This window comes from Citrobacter freundii complex sp. CFNIH4 (assembly GCF_002934505.1).
Lineage (GTDB): Bacteria > Pseudomonadota > Gammaproteobacteria > Enterobacterales > Enterobacteriaceae > Citrobacter > Citrobacter freundii.
Genome location: NZ_CP026231.1, coordinates 449,613 through 468,249, shown reverse-complemented (window position 1 = coordinate 468,249; position 18,637 = coordinate 449,613). Strand labels below are relative to the sequence as shown.

At 49.8% G+C, this 18,637-nt stretch carries 13 protein-coding genes and 2 pseudogenes; 8 read left to right on the top strand and 7 right to left on the bottom strand.

Going from position 1 to position 18,637, the window contains the following annotated elements:
- The first annotated feature begins 74 nt into the window (after positions 1–74).
- The 3 genes from C2U41_RS02410 (at position 75) to C2U41_RS02400 (ending at position 4,890) form a co-directional block, all read left to right on the top strand.
- A complete protein-coding gene (locus C2U41_RS02410) occupies positions 75–3,158 on the top strand; it encodes a beta-galactosidase (RefSeq protein WP_103849221.1) in 3,084 nt (1,027 codons plus the stop codon).
- Between the two features lie 51 nt (positions 3,159–3,209).
- Positions 3,210–4,463 carry an MFS transporter gene (locus tag C2U41_RS02405; RefSeq protein ID WP_003847667.1) on the top strand — a complete coding sequence of 418 codons (1,254 nt, stop codon included), beginning with the start codon at positions 3,210–3,212 and terminating at the stop codon, positions 4,461–4,463.
- A 154-nt stretch (positions 4,464–4,617) separates the two neighbouring features.
- Positions 4,618–4,890 (top strand): YceK/YidQ family lipoprotein, encoded by a 273-nt coding sequence (locus C2U41_RS02400; protein ID WP_103849220.1) that lies wholly within the window; start codon positions 4,618–4,620, stop codon positions 4,888–4,890.
- A gap of 44 nt (positions 4,891–4,934) precedes the next feature.
- Here the strand turns inward: C2U41_RS02400 and prpE are convergent, their stop codons facing one another.
- The 6 genes from prpE to C2U41_RS02375 all read right to left on the bottom strand — a co-directional run bounded on the left by prpE (position 4,935) and on the right by C2U41_RS02375 (position 11,509).
- Positions 4,935–6,821 carry a propionate--CoA ligase gene (prpE, locus tag C2U41_RS02395; protein WP_003838664.1) on the bottom strand — a complete coding sequence of 629 codons (1,887 nt, stop codon included), beginning with the start codon at positions 6,819–6,821 and terminating at the stop codon, positions 4,935–4,937.
- Between the two features lie 40 nt (positions 6,822–6,861).
- Positions 6,862–8,313, bottom strand: coding sequence for a bifunctional 2-methylcitrate dehydratase/aconitate hydratase (locus tag C2U41_RS02390; RefSeq protein ID WP_016149668.1), 1,452 nt, complete (start codon positions 8,311–8,313; stop codon positions 6,862–6,864).
- Between the two features lie 163 nt (positions 8,314–8,476).
- Positions 8,477–9,646, bottom strand: a complete 1,170-nt coding sequence (gene prpC, locus C2U41_RS02385) for a bifunctional 2-methylcitrate synthase/citrate synthase (RefSeq protein ID WP_003838667.1) — start codon at positions 9,644–9,646, stop codon at positions 8,477–8,479.
- Between the two features lie 80 nt (positions 9,647–9,726).
- Complete coding sequence (gene prpB / locus C2U41_RS02380; protein ID WP_103849219.1) at positions 9,727–10,608, bottom strand: methylisocitrate lyase; 882 nt, start codon at positions 10,606–10,608, stop codon at positions 9,727–9,729.
- Between the two features lie 289 nt (positions 10,609–10,897).
- Positions 10,898–11,092, bottom strand: coding sequence for a hypothetical protein (locus tag C2U41_RS29265; protein ID WP_129622448.1), 195 nt, complete (start codon positions 11,090–11,092; stop codon positions 10,898–10,900).
- A gap of 51 nt (positions 11,093–11,143) precedes the next feature.
- On the bottom strand, positions 11,144–11,509 hold the full coding sequence (locus C2U41_RS02375) for a hypothetical protein (protein ID WP_071701336.1): 366 nt from the start codon (positions 11,507–11,509) through the stop codon (positions 11,144–11,146).
- 329 nt (positions 11,510–11,838) lie between these two features.
- Here C2U41_RS02375 and C2U41_RS02370 point away from each other — a divergent pair, with 329 nt between their 5' ends.
- From C2U41_RS02370 to prpR, 5 genes and pseudogenes are all read left to right on the top strand, one after another.
- Entirely contained in the window at positions 11,839–13,092 is a 1,254-nt protein-coding gene (locus C2U41_RS02370; protein ID WP_103849218.1) for an HlyD family secretion protein, read from the top strand.
- 37 nt (positions 13,093–13,129) lie between these two features.
- Positions 13,130–13,855: pseudogene (locus tag C2U41_RS02365) on the top strand (cysteine peptidase family C39 domain-containing protein); the annotation flags it as partial.
- A gap of 76 nt (positions 13,856–13,931) precedes the next feature.
- Positions 13,932–14,855, top strand: coding sequence for an IS5-like element IS903B family transposase (locus C2U41_RS02355; protein WP_001118619.1), 924 nt, complete (start codon positions 13,932–13,934; stop codon positions 14,853–14,855).
- A gap of 54 nt (positions 14,856–14,909) precedes the next feature.
- A pseudogene (locus tag C2U41_RS02350) lies at positions 14,910–16,347 on the top strand (peptidase domain-containing ABC transporter); the annotation flags it as partial.
- Positions 16,348–16,490: 143 nt separating this feature from the next.
- Complete coding sequence (gene prpR, locus C2U41_RS02345) at positions 16,491–18,101, top strand: propionate catabolism operon regulatory protein PrpR (protein WP_048216784.1); 1,611 nt, start codon at positions 16,491–16,493, stop codon at positions 18,099–18,101.
- Between the two features lie 32 nt (positions 18,102–18,133).
- Here the strand turns inward: prpR and yahO are convergent, their stop codons facing one another.
- Positions 18,134–18,409 (bottom strand): DUF1471 family periplasmic protein YahO, encoded by a 276-nt coding sequence (gene yahO / locus C2U41_RS02340; protein ID WP_003021310.1) that lies wholly within the window; start codon positions 18,407–18,409, stop codon positions 18,134–18,136.
- Positions 18,410–18,637 lie beyond the last annotated feature (228 nt).

The window sequence follows — 18,637 nt, the reverse complement described above, 5'->3', positions numbered from 1 at the left end:
TTTACAGTTGGGATCGCTTATCCGTATTTTGATTGAAATTGTGAGCGTATAACAAATTCAAACAGGATACCGTTATGAACCTGAACACAGATTCACTCTCCGCTGTTCTGGCCCGCCGTGACTGGGAAAATCCCGGCGTCACGCAGCTCAACCGCCTGGAGGCGCATCCACCGTTCTGTAGCTGGCGTTCAGCAGATGACGCACGTACTAATAAGCGTTCGAGTCAGTTACGCTCGCTGAATGGCCGGTGGCAATTTGCCTGGTTTGCCGCGCCGGAGGCTGTGCCGGAAAGCTGGCTGACAAGCGATCTGCCACAAGCTGATACTGTCAACGTCCCCTCGAACTGGCAGATGGACGGTTACGATGCGCCAATTTATACCAACGTCACCTACCCAATCCCGGTTAACCCTCCGTACGTTCCGGCACAGAACCCGACGGGATGTTACTCGCTCACATTTCATATTGACGATGCCTGGTTAGATGAGGGTCAGACGCGCATTATTTTTGACGGCGTGAACTCCGCATTTCATTTGTGGTGCAACGGCCGCTGGGTCGGCTACGGACAGGACAGCCGCCTGCCATCTGAATTCGATCTTAGCGATTATCTGCAGCACGGCGAAAACCGTCTGGCGGTGATGGTGCTGCGCTGGAGCGATGGCAGCTATCTGGAAGACCAGGATATGTGGCGCATGAGCGGTATTTTTCGCGACGTATCTTTGCTGCATAAGCCCACAACGCAAATTCGCGACCTGCGCATTAATACCCGGTTTAACGACGACTTCAGCCGCGCCATGCTGGCAGTGGAAGTCAGAGTAGTGGGCAACGAGAGCGAAGATTTACGCGTAGCCCTGCAATTGTGGGAGGGAGAAACGCTCACAGCCGAAACGAATTCCCCGCTCGGCAGCGAGATTATTGATGAACGCGGTGCTTATCATGACCGGGTGACTCTGTGTCTGAACGTCGAAAAACCGGCTCTGTGGAGTGCCGAAACGCCCAATCTGTACCGCGCCGTTGTGCAGTTGCGCACCGCGGACGGAGCGCTGATAGAAGCGGAGGCCTGTGATGTCGGCTTTCGTCAGGTTTGCATTGAAAACGGACTGCTGTTACTCAATGGTAAGCCGCTGTTGATTCGCGGTACCAACCGCCATGAGCACCATCCGATCAACGGCCAGGTGATGGATGAGGCGACGATGGTGCAAGACATCATCCTGATGAAGCAGAATAACTTCAACGCCGTGCGCTGCTCCCATTACCCAAATCACCCGCTGTGGTACACCCTGTGCGATCGCTACGGCCTGTATGTCGTCGACGAAGCCAGCATTGAAACCCACGGCATGGTGCCGATGAATCGCCTCACCGACGATCCCGCATGGTTGCCTGCCATGAGCCAGCGTGTCACGCGTATGGTGCAGCGCGATCGCAACCATCCGAGCATTATTATCTGGTCTCTGGGCAATGAATCCGGCCATGGCGTCAATCACGACGCGCTCTACCGCTGGATAAAATCAGAAGACCCGTCACGCCCGGTACAATATGAAGGCGGCGGCGCAAATACCGCAGCGACCGATATTATTTGCCCGATGTACGCCCGCGTCGATCAAGATCAGCCCTTCCCCGCCGTCCCCAAATGGTCGATTAAAAAGTGGCTGTCGATGCCCGGCGAGCACCGTCCGCTGATCCTTTGCGAATACGCCCACGCCATGGGCAACAGTTTCGGTGGCTTTGCCAAATACTGGCAAGCGTTCCGTCAGTATCCGCGCCTGCAGGGCGGATTTGTCTGGGACTGGGTGGATCAGTCGCTGACCAAATATGATGAGAACGACAAAGCATGGTCAGCCTACGGTGGCGATTTTGGCGACACACCTAACGATCGTCAGTTTTGCATGAACGGGCTGGTGTTCGCCGATCGCACCCCACACCCGGCGTTATACGAGGCCAAACATGAACAGCAGTTTTTCCAGTTCACGTTACTGCCGGGCGCTGAACGCCAGATTGAAGTGACCAGCGAATATCTGTTCCGCCGCAGCGATAACGAAGTTCTGCACTGGTCTATTGCCCAGGACGGCAACCCGCTGGCCGCCGGAGAAATCGTTCTGGATATCGCTCCACAGGGTCGCCAGGTGATTACCCTGCCAGATGTCCCGATGCCGGAAACCGCAGGTCAGCTGTGGCTGATGGTGCGCGTCGAACAACCTCATGCAACCGCGTGGTCAGACGCCGGGCACATCAGCGCCTGGCAGCAATGGAAGCTTCAAGAGAAGCTCAGCCTGACGCAACTGCCGTCTGCCCACACCGCGCCACAGCTCAATGTGAGCGAAAACGTCTTTACCGTTGAGAACGACAACAAGCGCTGGCAATTCGACCGTCAGTCTGGCCTGCTGACACAGTACTGGATTGGCGATTCAGCCCAACTGTTAACTCCGCTTACTGACCAGTTCACCCGCGCCCCGCTGGACAACGACATCGGCGTGAGCGAGTCAACCCGCATCGACCCGAACGCCTGGGTCGAACGCTGGAAGGCCGCCGGTCACTATCAGGCTGAAGCAACGTTACTGCACTGTGCTGCCAATACGCTGAGCGATGCGGTACTGATCACCACTGAACATGCGTGGCAGTATCAGGGCGAAACGCTGTTCATCAGCCGAAAAAGCTACCGCATTGACGGCAAGGGTGAAATGCAGATAACGGTGGATGTCGACGTTGCCAGCGGTACGCCGCATCCGGCCCGCATCGGCCTTAGCTGCCAGTTAGTGCAGGTCGCAGAGCGAGTGAACTGGTTAGGTCTCGGTCCACATGAGAACTACCCGGACCGTCTGGGCGCCGCCTGTTTTGATCGCTGGGATCTGTCGCTTGATGAGATGTACACCCCGTATGTTTTCCCAAGTGAAAACGGTCTGCGCTGCGGCACGCGCGAACTGCACTACGGCGCGCACCAGTGGCGTGGGGACTTCCTGTTCAACATCAGCCGCTTTAGCCAGCAGCAACTGATGGCAACCAGCCACCGCCATTTGCTGCAACCTGAGGCGGGCACCTGGCTCAATATTGATGGCTTCCATATGGGCGTTGGCGGCGATGATTCGTGGAGCCCTTCCGTGTCGCCGGAATTTCTGCTGAGCGCCGGACGCTACCACTTCCAGTTCATCTGGGGCCAAAAATAATAATATAAGTTGGGCAGGCCCAAACCTGCCCGCATTTATAGGAAGTCTGTTATGTATTATTTAAAAAACACTAACTTTTGGATGTTCGGCTTTTTCTTCTTCTTTTACTTTTTTATTATGGGTGCGTATTTCCCCTTCTTCCCCATCTGGTTACACGAGGTAAACCATATCAGCAAAGGCGATACCGGCATCATCTTCGCCTGTATCTCACTGTTTTCTTTGTTATTCCAGCCAATTTTCGGACTGCTCTCCGACAAGCTTGGCCTGCGTAAACATCTGCTTTGGGTAATTACCGGCATGCTGGTAATGTTTGCCCCGTTCTTTATTTACGTTTTTGGTCCGTTATTACAAGTTAATATTTTACTGGGTTCAATTGTCGGTGGGATTTACCTTGGCTTTATTTACAATGCCGGCGCTCCGGCGATTGAAGCCTATATTGAAAAAGCCAGCCGCCGAAGCAACTTTGAGTTTGGTCGCGCGCGCATGTTTGGGTGCGTGGGCTGGGCGCTGTGCGCCTCGATTGCCGGCATTATGTTCACCATCAATAACCAATTTGTCTTTTGGTTAGGCTCCGGCTGCGCGGTCATTTTGGCATTGCTGCTGTTATTTTCAAAAACAGATGCCCCCTCTTCTGCAAAAGTCGCGGATGCGGTAGGCGCCAATAACTCGGCATTCAGCCTGAAGCTGGCGCTGGAGTTATTTAAACAACCAAAACTTTGGTTCCTTTCCCTGTACGTAGTTGGCGTTTCCTGTACTTACGATGTGTTTGACCAGCAGTTCGCCAACTTCTTTACCTCGTTCTTTGCCACCGGCGAACAGGGTACCCGCGTGTTTGGCTACGTCACGACGATGGGAGAATTACTCAACGCCTCAATCATGTTCTTTGCGCCGCTGATTGTGAATCGCATCGGCGGCAAGAACGCCCTGCTGCTGGCTGGTACGATCATGTCGGTAAGGATTATTGGCTCCTCATTCGCCACCACTGCGCTGGAAGTCGTTATTCTCAAAACGTTGCATATGTTTGAGATACCGTTCCTGATCGTCGGTTGCTTCAAATACATCACCAGTCAGTTTGAAGTGCGTTTCTCGGCGACGATTTATCTGGTGTGTTTCTGCTTCTTCAAACAGTTAGCAATGATTTTCATGTCAGTTCTGGCCGGAAAAATGTATGAAAGTATTGGTTTCCAGGGAGCTTATCTGGTGCTGGGGATCATTGCGCTGAGCTTCACGCTGATTTCCGTATTTACCCTAAGTGGGCCGGGGCCGTTTTCCCTGCTGCGTCGTCGCGAAAGCGTCGCGCTGTGAAAGCATCTTTGCCGGATGCACCACTCACGTGGTTTATCCGGCCTACAACGCGTCATCTTCACACGACCATCCTGACCTGGAGGTTTAAGTTCTGCGGGCAACAAACCGCTTTTTTACCGTTATGGTAAAACGGGGTGAGAAGCCAGGTCATAGCATGAGCAGAAAGACAATTGCGGTAACGGCGCTCTTTATCAGCGCACTACTTTCAGGATGTGGCAGCATTGATGCACGCACGGCAGGCGAGAATTCAGATACCTATTACGTGGGTATGCATCATGATATTGATAAACTAAAAAACCCAGGCGCTTACGATTATAACTATTTCGATTTAGCGCTGTTGTTTGTTGATGTGCCGTTATCGTTCGTGGCCGATACGGTTTATGCGCCGTTTGATTACTATCACGGGCCGTGTAAGAAAGTGGATTAGAACGTAGGCCCGGTAAGCATTCCGCCACCGGGCATCACGCGATGTTACTCTTCGATCGCCTGACGGATTTGCTGTAACGACGCGGGATCGTCAATGGTCGTCAGATCGCCGGGATCGCGGCCTTCGCAGATCGCCTGGATCGTCCGTCTGAGCATTTTACCGGAACGTGTTTTCGGCAACTGCGACACAAACCAGACGTGTGCCGGACGGCCAAAGTTGCCAATCTGGCTGTCCACCAGCGCCATAATCGCCTTCTCTTCCGAATGTGCGATGTCGCGATCTTCAAGGCTGTCGCTCTGTTTCGGAATAACAAACGCGACCGCTACCTGCCCCTTCAGCGCGTCCTTCACGCCGACTACCGCCACTTCGGCAACGTTCGGATAGCTGGAAATACTCTCCTCGATCTCGCGCGTCCCCAACCGGTGTCCTGCCACGTTTATCACGTCATCCGTACGCCCCAGAATGAAGTAATAGCCGTCAGCGTCACGAATGCCCCAGTCAAAGGTGGCGTACACCTGGCGAGAAAACAGCGACCAGTAGGTATTCACAAACCGCGCATCATCCCCCCAGATAGTCTGGATACAGCCCGGCGGCAGCGGCCCTTCAATCACCAGCATACCCTTCTCATTCGCCGCACAAGGTTCACCGGTCACCTCATTGAGCAGTTGTACGTTGTAGCCGTACATTGGCACGCCGGGACTGCCCAGACGCGACGGCCTGTCGTCCAGCCCGCGGGCAATTGCCATAATCGGCCAGCCGGATTCGGTCTGCCAGTAGTTATCGATAACCGGGACGCCCAGCGTTTCTGTTACCCAACTGGCGGTTGGTTCGTCCAGCGGTTCCCCCGCCAGATACAACACCTCCAGCGAGGAGAGATCGTGATTACGGATTTGCGCGGTCGGGAATTTCTTCAGCACGCGGATGGCGGTCGGGGCGGAGAACATCCGGCAGACCTGATACTTCTCAACAATTTTCCACCATACACCACAGTCCGGATACGTTGGCAGACCTTCGTAAACCACCGTCGCCATCCCCGCCAGCAGCGGGGCATACACGATATACGAATGCCCAACTACCCAGCCGATATCCGACGCGCAGAAGAACACGCCGCCCGCTTTACCGCCGAAAATGGTGTCCATCGAGGTCGCCAGCGCGACCGCATAGCCGCCAACGTCGCGCTGGACGCCTTTCGGTTTACCGGTTGTCCCGGAGGTATAGAGAATGCAGGATGTTTCGTTTGATTCCAGCCAGACAACTGGTACCCGCGCGCCGAGATGCTGTTGGCGCAGGGCGGCAAAGTCGAGGTCACGTCCCTCGACCCGCGCCATTTTCGCCAGACCGCGATCGACCAGCACCACATGACGCGGTCGGTGCTGCGCCTGTTCGATCGCATCATCGAGCAGCTTTTTATACGGCAGGATCTTGCCCCCGCGCGCCCCGGCATCCGCCGAGACGATAACCACCGGTCTGGCGTCGTCGATGCGCGCCGCCACGCTGTGCGAGGCGAAACCACCGAACACCACCGAATGAATTGCCCCAATGCGTGCGCAGGCCAGCAGCGTAATGTGCGCTTCGGCGATCATCGGCATATACACCAGCACCCGATCGCCACGCTGTACGCCCAGCGACAATAGCATCGCCGCCGCGACGTTCACTTCGTCATACAGCTGACGAAAGGTAAACGTGCGTTCTTCTTCAGTTTCTGATGACACAGCAATCAGCGCCAGCGCGTCAGGCTGTTTCTCCAGCCAGCGGTCGATGGCGTTATGGCACAGATTGGTCGTGCCGCCGCAAAACCAGCGGGCAAACGGCGGGTTGCTGTGGTCCAGTACCTGCGTATACGGCTGCTGCCAGTCAATACGCTGGGCCTGCTCGGCCCAGAACGACTCAGGTTGCGTTATGGAACGTTGATAAAACTCGCTATAAGACATAATGCTCTCCTGTTGAACTTACGCCTTGCTGCACGCTGGTTTAAATAATGAAGAGATCCATATACTCATTGACCGGCATCTGCTCCAGGCGAGTTCTGTCCAGGGAGACATCCAGGATGCGCTGCTGCTGACGGGTCGGGAACTGACGCGCCAGGTTGATTTTGAACTTCTCGACCAGCTTCGGCATGCCGTCAGTACGACGACGCGCATGGCCGATTGGGTATTCCACTACCACTTCTTCAAAGCGTGAGCCGTCGGTGAATTCCAGAGTGATGGCGTTGGCGATGGCGCGTTTTTCAGGGTCGTGGTAATCGGCGGTAAAGGCCGGATCTTCGAAGCAGTTGATCTTCTCGCGCAGTGCATCAATGCGTTTGTCCTGCGCCACGCCGTCTTCGTAATCTGCCGCCGTTAAGCGCCCGAACAGCAGCGGAATGGCCACCATATACTGGATACAGTGATCCCTGTCCGCCGGGTTATTCAGCGGGCCTTTTTTATCGATGATGCGGATACAGGCTTCGTGCGTACGAATGGTCACTTTTTCGATATCGGCAGCGGTCTTACCTGCGGCCTGTAACTGCTCGTACAGCGTCATGGCCGCTTCTACCGCGGTCTGAGAGTGGAACTCGGCCGGGAAGGAGATTTTAAACAGCACGTTTTCCATCACATAAGAGCCGTACGGGCGCTGGAAGCGGAAAGATTCGCCTTTGAAAGAGACGTCATAGAAGCCCCAGGTTTTCGCCGTCAGCGCAGACGGATACCCCATCTCACCGGTTTTAGCCATCAATGCCAGACGTACCGCGCGCGAGGTCGCATCGCCTGCGGCCCAGGATTTACGCGTGCCGGTATTTGGCGCATGGCGATAAGTACGCAGCGACTGGCCGTCGACCCACGCCAGCGACACGGCGTTAAGAATTTCATCCCGGTTCAGGCCAAGCATCTCAGCGACCACCGCCGTGGAGGCCACTTTTACCAGCAGGACGTGATCGAGACCAACACGGTTAAACGAGTTTTCCAGCGCGATACAGCCCTGAATCTCATGAGCTTTGATCATCCCGGTCAGCACCGTTTTCATGGTCAACGGCGCTTTCCCCACCGCCACCGCATTACGCGACAGCCAGTCAGCCGTGGCCAAAATACCGCCGAGGTTATCAGAAGGATGACCCCACTCAGCGGCAAGCCAGGTATCGTTGAAGTCCAGCCAGCGGATCATCGCACCGATGTTAAACGCCGCCTGCACCGGGTCGAGCTGGAACTGGGTGCCAGGTACGCGCACGCCGTTCGGTACCACTGTACCTGGGACGACCGGCCCCAGCAGTTTTTTACAGGCCGGATATTCCAGCGCTTCCAGGCCGCAGCCTAAGGTATCAAGCAGGCAATAATGCGCAGTGTCATACGCCACCTTCGAGGTGATCTCGTAGTTCATGACGTAATCAACGATATCAACGATTTCACGGTCAAATTCGGGGCGGACGTTCGAAATATGTGCGGACATAGGGTACATTTCCTGTTTTTTATCTTTATACCCGTCATACTTCATGCTGCATGCGCGTTGGCTACGCTCGCTCCCCCCAGTCACATAGTTCGCTATGCTCCTGGGGATTCACTCACTTGCCGCCTTCATGCAACTCGAATTATTTAGGGTATGAGGTTTTGAATTAGCAACGTTTTTCAATCGGGACAAATTCGCGATCTTCCGGGCCGGTATAGTTGGCGGAAGGACGGATAATTTTATTGTCCTGGCGCTGTTCGATGATGTGCGCCGCCCAGCCGGTGACGCGGGCGATAACAAACAGCGGGGTGAACATTTCGGTGGGAACGCCCATCATGTTGTAAGAGACCGCCGAGAACCAGTCGAGGTTGGGGAACATCTTTTTCGTTTCCCACATTACGTCTTCCAGACGGTCAGCGATGTTGTACATTTTCAGCGAACCACCTTCCTGAGAAAGCTGTTTCGCCACGCGCTTGATCACCTGATGGCGCGGGTCGGCGATGGTGTAAACCGGATGACCAAAGCCAATCACCACTTCTTTGTTTTCCACGCGTTTACGGATATCCGCTTCGGCTTCGTCCGGCGTTTCGTAGCGCTGTTGGATCTCCAGCGACACTTCATTCGCCCCGCCGTGTTTCGGTCCACGCAGTGCGCCAATCGCGCCGATAATCGCGGAATACATATCGGAGCCGGTCCCGGCAATCACGCGGCTGGTAAAGGTGGAGGCGTTAAATTCGTGCTCGGCGTACAGCACCAGCGAAATATGCATCGCTTTTTCCCAGCTTCGCGAAGGCTTTTCGCCATGCAGCAGGTGCAGGAAGTGACCGCCAATGGAATCATCGTCAGTTTCTGGCTGAATACGCTCGCCGTTATGGCTGTAGTGATACCAGTACAAAAGGATTGAACTGAGCGATGCCAGTAGCTTGTCGGCAATATCGCGCGCGCCAGAGACGGTATGACCTTCTTTTTCCGGCAGCGTACAGCCCAGCGCGGAGACGCCGGTGCGCATCACATCCATCGGATGCGAGGCAGCAGGCAGCGCTTCCAGCACGGTGCGTACGTTAGCGGGCAGTCCGCGCAGCGCTTTGAGTTTGCTTTTATAGGCGGTGAGTTCATCGCGGGTGGGTAATTTCCCGTGGATCAGCAGATGCGCGACTTCTTCAAATTCGCACTGCTGCGCCAGGTCGAGAATATCGTAGCCGCGATAGTGCAGGTCGTTACCGCTTTTGCCTACGGTACACAGCGCGGTATTTCCGGCGGCAACGCCTGACAGCGCAACCGATTTTTTAGGTTTAATGACATGGGTACTATTTTGCAGGATCGTTGTGTCGCTCATGTTGTCCTCGTCATTTTTATAATATGTAGGGTACAAATTTATTGCCGGATGGCGGCTGTGCCTTATCCGGCCTACGACGGTTACTTTTTGCTATACAACGCGTCGAGTTTCTCTTCGAACTGGTAGTAATTGATGCTTTCGTACAGCTCGTTACGCGTCTGCATAATGTCGATCACGCTCTTTTGCGTTCCTTCCTGACGCAGCACGTTGTAAACCTTTTCCGCAGCGCGGTTCATAGCGCGGAAAGCCGACAGCGGATACAGCGCCATCGCGACGTTTGCGCTGCGCAGTTCATCGGTGGTGAACAGCGGCGTAGCGCCAAATTCGGTAATGTTGGCGAGGATCGGCACCTGCACCGCGTCGGCAAACTGGCGGTACATCGCAAGCTCGGTGATGGCTTCCGGAAACAGCATGTCCGCGCCTGCTTCGACGTACGCCTGGGCACGATCGATGGCTGCCTCTACCCCTTCCACCGCCAGCGCATCGGTCCGCGCCATGATGACAAAGTTGGGATCGGTACGTGCATCCACCGCGGCGCGGATCCTGTCGACCATCTCTTCTTTAGAGACGATCGCTTTGTTCGGGCGATGGCCGCAGCGCTTAGCGCCGATCTGATCTTCAATATGCAGCGCTGCAGCACCCGCTTTGGAAATCGACTTCACGGTACGCGCCACGTTGAACGCTGACGATCCAAACCCGATATCCGCATCCACCAGCAATGGCAGCGGGCAAACATCCGTAATGCGACGAATATCAGTCAGCACATCATCAAGGGTTGAAATACCGAGATCCGGCAGCCCCAGAGACCCTGCCGCGACGCCGCCGCCGGAGAGATAAATCGCCTGATACCCGGCACGTTGGGCCAGCAGAGCGTGATTGGCGTTGATGGTGCCCACGATTTGTAATGGATTTTCTTTGCTGAGCGCGGCGCGAAACGCCAGCCCTGGGGAGTGTAGAGACATATCCCGTCCTCTTGTTATCAACTTGTTAGCATTCGTTGATTTACTTAAAGCAAGGGGTATGCCAAAAAATTTTTATGAGCAATTTTTTTCAATAAAACCATTAACAACAATGCATTATAAATAACAATGTAATAAAAACTTCAAATAACACATTATGTTAATGTTTCAACGGAACGGTATTAAACGTTTCGTTGAAACATTTTTGAAACAGAGTTAAATTTGAATTACTTGATTTTAACCACACAAGGCATCTCACAGCTTTCCAAAAGTGTGGTTCATACTTTTGAAATTAAAATTTATTTAAAATCCTCAATAATACTTGAACAAAAAATAACATTGTTGAGATCACCAAAATAAATTTTGAGAATACCTCTGGAGCTGGATACCAGGTCTCTGTAAATGCCACTCCAGCTCCACTCAGTACAGAAGAAGCGACTAACACAGCAACAAAGACCCCAGCTAATCTTATTATTTTTTTCATCATATTTATCAACCATTATCAATAATGGAGGCATCCCTCCATTATTTTCAATTTTTATCTGCAAACTCCCCCCATCCCTCCAGAATTACAATTACTGTTAGTACCAGTTCCTCCACCATTACTATTATTGCCACCATTAGAAAAACAACCGCCCGCCAATCCCCCGCCCATGATACCTAAAGCCATTCCCGCAGGACCTCCCATCATGCCTGCAATAGCCCCGCCAATAATTCCATTATTACAGTTAGTCACATCCTGCCCTAAACTGCCGTAAAAACCAGAACGATTACCACTGCTACTATTTTTGTTATTGTTTCTGGAAGAAGAGCTACCTGCGTTCCTGCCCGACTCATAATTTGAGTTCGCATTTCCACCTGATACGCAACTTATTTCCATTAATGATAATTCCCTTATACTCATACTTAATTACTCCTTTCAATAAAAACCAAAACCGATAATTACCTCACTAACACTTTTAACATAAAATTTAATACCAGCAAATAAGCAATTAAAGTTAAGTATGTTTTTGAGACATTCACCGCAAAATCAAAAACCCTTTAATAACAAACCTCAAATACATTTTTTGCACGAATACAAGTCAAAAAAGCATTCAAAGCAACAACACTTCCATTTAACAGGGCTTGACACAAACACGTTGTTAAATCTATTAATAATATGCACACCCAGTTATTCACAAAGTATATGAATGACCTAATATCAATATGTTTTATAAATTATAGATTTAAATGATGGAATTATTCAGAAAAGAAGTTCTCGATAATCACTATAGAGTAACAACCGGAGATATTCTCATACAGTCTTCACTGTGTATGACTATTAGCACTATTGCAACCATCCTACTAATAATTATGTTAGCTATATTTATTACCTTTGGAGAGTATACGAGAAAATCTCGTCTCACTGGAATAGTAATGCCTTCATCAGGTTTGATAAAAATAACTCCAAAATTTAATGGTCATGTAACAAAGTTAACAGTCAAAGAGGGTGATCATGTTGAAAAGGGACAATTACTTTATCAAATCAGTGGCGAACATTATGATCGTCAGGGGACTGGAACATTCGCAATAATAAATCAATCATTGCAAGCTCAATATGCAATGCTTACCACACAGCAAAATCTTGAAAAACTTGACAACGATCAACAACAGCAAGCAGCAAAACAGCGAATCCCATTAATTTTATTACAAATAAAAAGTGCAGAACAAAGGTTGTCACTAGCAAAAAACCAAGTAGAGCTTTCATCCGCGACCGTAAAACGTTATCAGAAACTTATTAAACAAAAATATGTATCTGACATTGACTATCAACAGAAACAGATAGAAGAAACAGCAGCAAAAGAAAATGTGGAAAACCAACGCCAATTACTTCTACAACTTCACACTTTACTAGACACTACCAAAGATAATCTTTCACATCTTACTCTTCAAGGGCAAAGTAGGAATACAGAATTAGAAAGACAGTTACAAGAGATACGAAAACAACAAGTCGAAATTTCCAGCCAAGAAAATTTTGCATTGACAGCACCTGTCTCAGGTACAGTGGCGGCCATTCTTGTAAAACAAGGACAATCAGTCAAAGCATATGAACCTGCATTAACATTAATACCTGAGAATACAAAACTTCAAATCGAGCTTTATGCAACCAGCCAGAATGCAGGCTTTATACGTGCGAATCAGAAAGTATCATTAAGATTTCAGGCTTTCCCATATCAGAAATTTGGTGTTCAATACGGTGTTATTCGTGAAATAAGTCGAACAACGTTATCACCATCAGATTTGCTCTCAATTACACCTCTAACCTGGACTGTTAACGAAGGGCACTATCGTGTAATTGTTGAACCTAAATTATCCTATATTTTGGCCTATGGGAAAAAAGAAACACTCCGACCAGGAATGCTACTTGAAGGGGATGTCAGCCTGGACACCAGATATTTATGGGAATGGCTAACAGAACCAATCTGGTCTCTCAAAGGAAAAGTATGATGATAAAAACAAAATTGATCGATAGAAAACCCCCCCCATGATTAGACAAACAGAATCTGCGGAATGTGGTTTGGCTTGCCTGGCGATGATATCCAGTTGGCATGGGCTATTAATTGATCTACCCACACTTCGTAACCGTTTTAATATAAGCACGCAAGGGATGACTCTACAGCGTTTAATTGATTGTGCATCAGATATCAATTTTTCATCTCGACCAGTTAGATTGGAGCCAAACGATCTTAAATCACTCAATCTTCCCTGCATACTTCACTGGAATATGAATCATTTTGTTGTACTATGTAAGGTTCGTAATAATAAATTGACAATCCATGACCCCGACAAAGGAAAGTTATCTATTTCTGTCTCAGAAGCGGGGAAACATTTTACAGGAATAGCACTCGAACTAACTCCAAATAGTAATTTTACACCTCGTAATGAAAAAACAAAAATACGATTAAGGCAGTTAACAGGAAAAACTCAAGGGTTATTTTCTTCTATGCTTCGCATAATAATTTTTGCTCTGGCACTAGAAATAATCACTCTTGCTGGACCATTAATTAATCAAATTGTTATTGATGAAGTTTTAGTTGCTGCAGATGAAAATCTATTAACTGTTATTGTTATTTCTTTAGCTTTACTATCTATAACACAGTTGTTACTTTCCCTTGCCAGACAATTAACCAGTATAAACATGTCTGTAAATTTTAATATGCAATGGACTGCTAACGTTTTTCATCATCTATTGAGGCTTCCTCTCACATGGGCTTTGTTGAATAAATCGAACTTTTGCTGAGTTGAAGGATCAGATCACGTATCTTCCCGACAACGCAGACCGTTCCGTGGCAAAGCAAAAGTTCAAAATCACCAACTGGCCCACCTACAATAAAGCCCTCATCAACCGTGGCTCCATAACTTTCTGGCTGGATGATGAAGCTATTCAGGCCTGGTATGAGTCAGCAACACCTTCTTCACGAGGCAGACCTCAGCGCTATTCTGACCTTGCCATCACGACTGTGCTGGTCATTAAACGCGTATTCAGGCTGACCCTGCGCGCTGCGCAGGGCTTTATTGATTCCATTTTTTCTCTGATGAACGTTCCGCTACGCTGCCCGGATTACAGCTGTGTCAGCAGGCGGGCAAAGTCGGTTAATGTCAGTTTCAAAACGCCCACCCGGGGTGAAATCGCACACCTGGTAATTGATTCCACCGGGCTGAAGGTCTTCGGTGAAGGCGAGTGGAAAGTCAAAAAGCATGGCCAGGAACGCCGCCGTATCTGGCGTAAGCTGCATCTCGCCGTTGACAGTAAAACACATGAAATCATCTGCGCTGACCTGTCGCTGAACAACGTTACGGACTCAGAGGCCTTCCCCGGGTTAATCCGGCAAACCCACCGGAAAATCAGGTCAGCCGCCGCCGATGGCGCTTACGATACCCGGCTATGTCACGATGAACTGCGGCGTAAGAAAATCAGCGCGCTTATCCCTCCCCGAAAAGGTGCGGGTTACTGGCCCGGTGAATATGCAGACCGTAACCGTGCAGTGGCTAATCAGCGAATGACCGGGAGTAATGCGCGGTGGAAATGGACAACAGATTACAACCGTCGCTCGATAGCGGAAACGGCGATGTACCGGGTAAAACAGCTGTTCGGGGGTTCACTGACACTGCGTGACTACGATGGTCAGGTTGCAGAGGCTATGGCCCTGGTACGAGCGCTGAACAAAATGACGAAAGCAGGTATGCCTGAAAGCGTGCGTATTGCCTGAAAACACAACCCGCTACGGGGGAGACTTACCCGAAATCTGATTTATTCAACAAAGCCTCTCACATGGTTCAATGCCAGAAGCCAAGGAAGTATTGAAGCTCGTTTCAATGCCATAAATAACATTCAGCAATCCCTAACCTTACAAGTACTTGGCGGTATTCTCGACTTTCTTTTGCTTATAACATCGTTAAGTATGATGTTGCTATACAGCCCAACAATGACCCTAATTGCATTATTATCAGCTTTGGTTTACGGGATATTGAGAATTCTTTGGCATCCAGCTATACGGCAGGCAACAGAGGATGCCTGGGATGCTGAAGCTCGGGAGTCAAGTTATTTCCTGGAAACTTTAAATGGGATCTTAAGCCTCAGAGTAAATGGCGTTACAGCACACAGAGAAGCTGCCTGGCTGAATCTCAACGTATCGAGAAGAAATACACAGTTGCAACAAAGCCGACTCATCATGGGATTTGATATTGCCAATACTCTCACAAAAAGTATTGCTTCCGTGATTATTCTATGGAAAGGCGCAGGAGAAGTTTTAGATGGCAATTTCACCGTAGGTATGCTTGTAGCCTATCTCTCTTTTCATACCCGATTTTCATCCAGTATTAGTAGCCTAACTGACTCTATTTTTTCCTGGTGCTTACTTGACATTTACAATGAGCGTCTTGCAGATATTGTCATGACTCAAAGAGAGGATAATGCAGCTCAAACTAGTATTGAGTTAAAACACGAACAGTCTCCAATTTTTAACGCAAGTATCGCCCAGACTCCAAAAATAAAAGCAGAGTACCCAGTGGTAGTCGAAAATATCTCGTTTCACCACAAAGGAGAAAAACCATTATTATTCAATAAATTATCCTTAACCCTTCACCAAAATGAAATTTTAGCCATCACAGGAAAATCCGGATGTGGGAAGTCAACTTTATTAAATATTATCTTAGGAATTAACCATCCAACTGAAGGCTCAATACTAACTTTAGGTATAAAAAACAACCACCCGGCTTATTTACACATACGTAAAAATATTGGAACCGTTCTTCAAAATGATATTTTTGTTTCGAGGTTCAATAGCTGACAACATAATCTTCTTTCATGAAGAAAAAAACCACGAAAGAATGATTCACTGTGCGCAACTGGCCTTAATCAATGACGACATAGTAGCAATGCCCATGGGATATCAGACATTAATTGGTGAAAATGGGGGTGGACTATCAGGGGGACAAAAACAACGAATACTCCTTGCCAGAGCATTATATAAAAAACCGTTTTTTTTATTACTAGATGAAGCAACAAGCCACCTGGATGTAGAAAGTGAAATAATTATCAGTCAAACACTACGCCAAATCGGGCTTCCAATATTATTGATAGCTCACAGGCCTGAAACACTTGCATCAGCAGATCGAGTCTTACTTATGGAGCAAGGAACACTTACAGCAGTCAATTACGGGCCTTCTGTAGCAGGAAATTTATCAAAACAAAATTTATAGCAAGAGATTGGATACGTACTGAATAAATTGAAGCTTAAAGCGTGTCAGCTATCGTTTCATGAAACTGACCTGAATGTTTCATTGCAACATTTATGAAACACAACTAAACCCTAATACTCGGTTCCTTACTTTTTGGGTTAGTTATGGCTGATACGCATCTTCCACCGCGGGTGAACGACGACAAACCGGTTATCTGGACGGTTTCTGTCACGCGCCTGTTCGAACTGTTTCGCGACATCAGCCTGGAGTTCGACCACCTGGCGACCATCACCCCCATTCAGCTTGGTTTCGAAAAAGCGGTGGCGTATATCCGCAAAAAACTGGCTACCGAGCGTTGTGATGCCATTATTGCGGCTGGCTCCAACGGGGCGTATTTGAAAAGCCGTTTATCGATCCCGGTGATCCTGATTAAACCCAGCGGATTTGACGTGCTACAGGCGCTGGCAAAAGCAGGGAAGCTCACCTCGTCGATTGGCGTCATTACCTATCAGGAAACCATTCCTGCGCTTCTCGCCTTTCAAAAAACCTTTAATTTGCAGCTTGAACAGCGCAGCTATATCACCGAGGAAGATGCCCGCGGGCAAATCAACGAGCTGAAGGCTGGCGGCACGCAGGCGGTAGTTGGTGCGGGATTGATTACCGATCTGGCAGAAGAAGCAGGTATGACCGGCATCTTTATCTATTCGGCGGCCACCGTGCGCCAGGCCTTTGTCGATGCGCTTGATATGACCCGCCTGACGCTGCGTAGAAACGGTCAGTACGCTTCTGGCGATACGTTACGCACCCGCTACGCGCTCGGTGATATGCGCGGTCATTCTGCGCAGATGGAACAGGTGCGACACACCATTATGCTCTACGCCCGCTCGCGTGCGCCGGTGCTAATTCAGGGTGAAACCGGTACGGGCAAAGAGCTGGCGGCACAGGCCATTCACCGTGAGTTTTTCACTCGTCAGGAGAATCGGCGCGGTAAACCCTCACCGCCGTTTGTTGCCGTCAACTGCGGAGCAATCACCGAATCATTGCTGGAAGCGGAGCTGTTCGGCTATGAAGATGGCGCCTTTACCGGCTCTCGTCGGGGAGGACGCGCGGGCCTGTTTGAAATTGCTCATGGCGGAACCCTTTTTCTTGATGAGATAGGCGAGATGCCGCTGCCGTTACAAACCCGGCTGCTGCGCGTACTGGAAGAAAAAGAGGTCACCCGAGTCGGTGGGCATCAGCCTATTCCGGTCGATGTCCGGGTGATTAGCGCCACACACTGTAATCTGGAGCAGGAGATGAAACAGGGGGAGTTTCGTACCGATCTGTTTTATCGCCTGAGCATTTTACGCCTCAAGCTGCCGCCGCTACGCGAGCGCTTGCCCGATATCCTGCCGCTGGCAGAAGATTTTTTAAAACAGTCGCTGGCGGAACTGGATGTGCCGTTTTCTGAGCCAGTACGCAATGGGCTGGGTTTAAGTCAGCCGACGTTACTGAATTATGGCTGGCCGGGGAATATCCGCGAACTGCGTAATATGATGGAGCGCCTGGCGCTATTTTTAAGCGTCGAGCCGCAGCCGGAGCTGAATGTTGATTTTTTACAACAGCTATTACCGGAACTGGCCATTGTTGCAGACTCACCACAATCATCGTCATTGCTGACGCCGCAGCAGGTGTTGGCACAATTCAATGGTGATAAAACCGCGGCTGCACGCTATCTCGGAATTAGCAGAACCACGTTCTGGCGCAGATTAAAAGAAAACCCGCCGGTACAATGACCGGCGGGAATAGTGATTTTTACAGCAGCGTATTATTTTTTCTTGTAGATATTGGCTGTGCCATGGATTTTATTATCCGTTTGACCGGAAGTTAATACCACAACATCGGCACCTTTCTCTTCGGCTTTCTTCAGCAGTTCTTCTTTGGCATCTGCGACAGAAACTTCATTACTCGTTGAGATATCACCGATTTTTGTGTACTGCGACTCAACCTTTTCAAACTCAAGCTTTGTCATAAACTCCGCGGCATATGCGTTGGTCACGACAAAAGCTAACGCACCAATAAGTACTTTAATTCCAGTTTTCATAGACCAGCTCCAGGTTTTGTTATGACGCCATCATCGATCCCTGAACATGAGATAACGCGATTCAAGGATGATTAATAACTAGTCCAGCCTGGATAAAAAATCCACACTCAGCAGAAATATATAGAAATTTTGCAGCGCAGAAAAACCGGCCGTCGAGTATCAGCACATCAACCAGATCAAAGTTTCAATAGCCAGTGTGAGTTGATCCTCAGAACAGCCAGCTCGCTG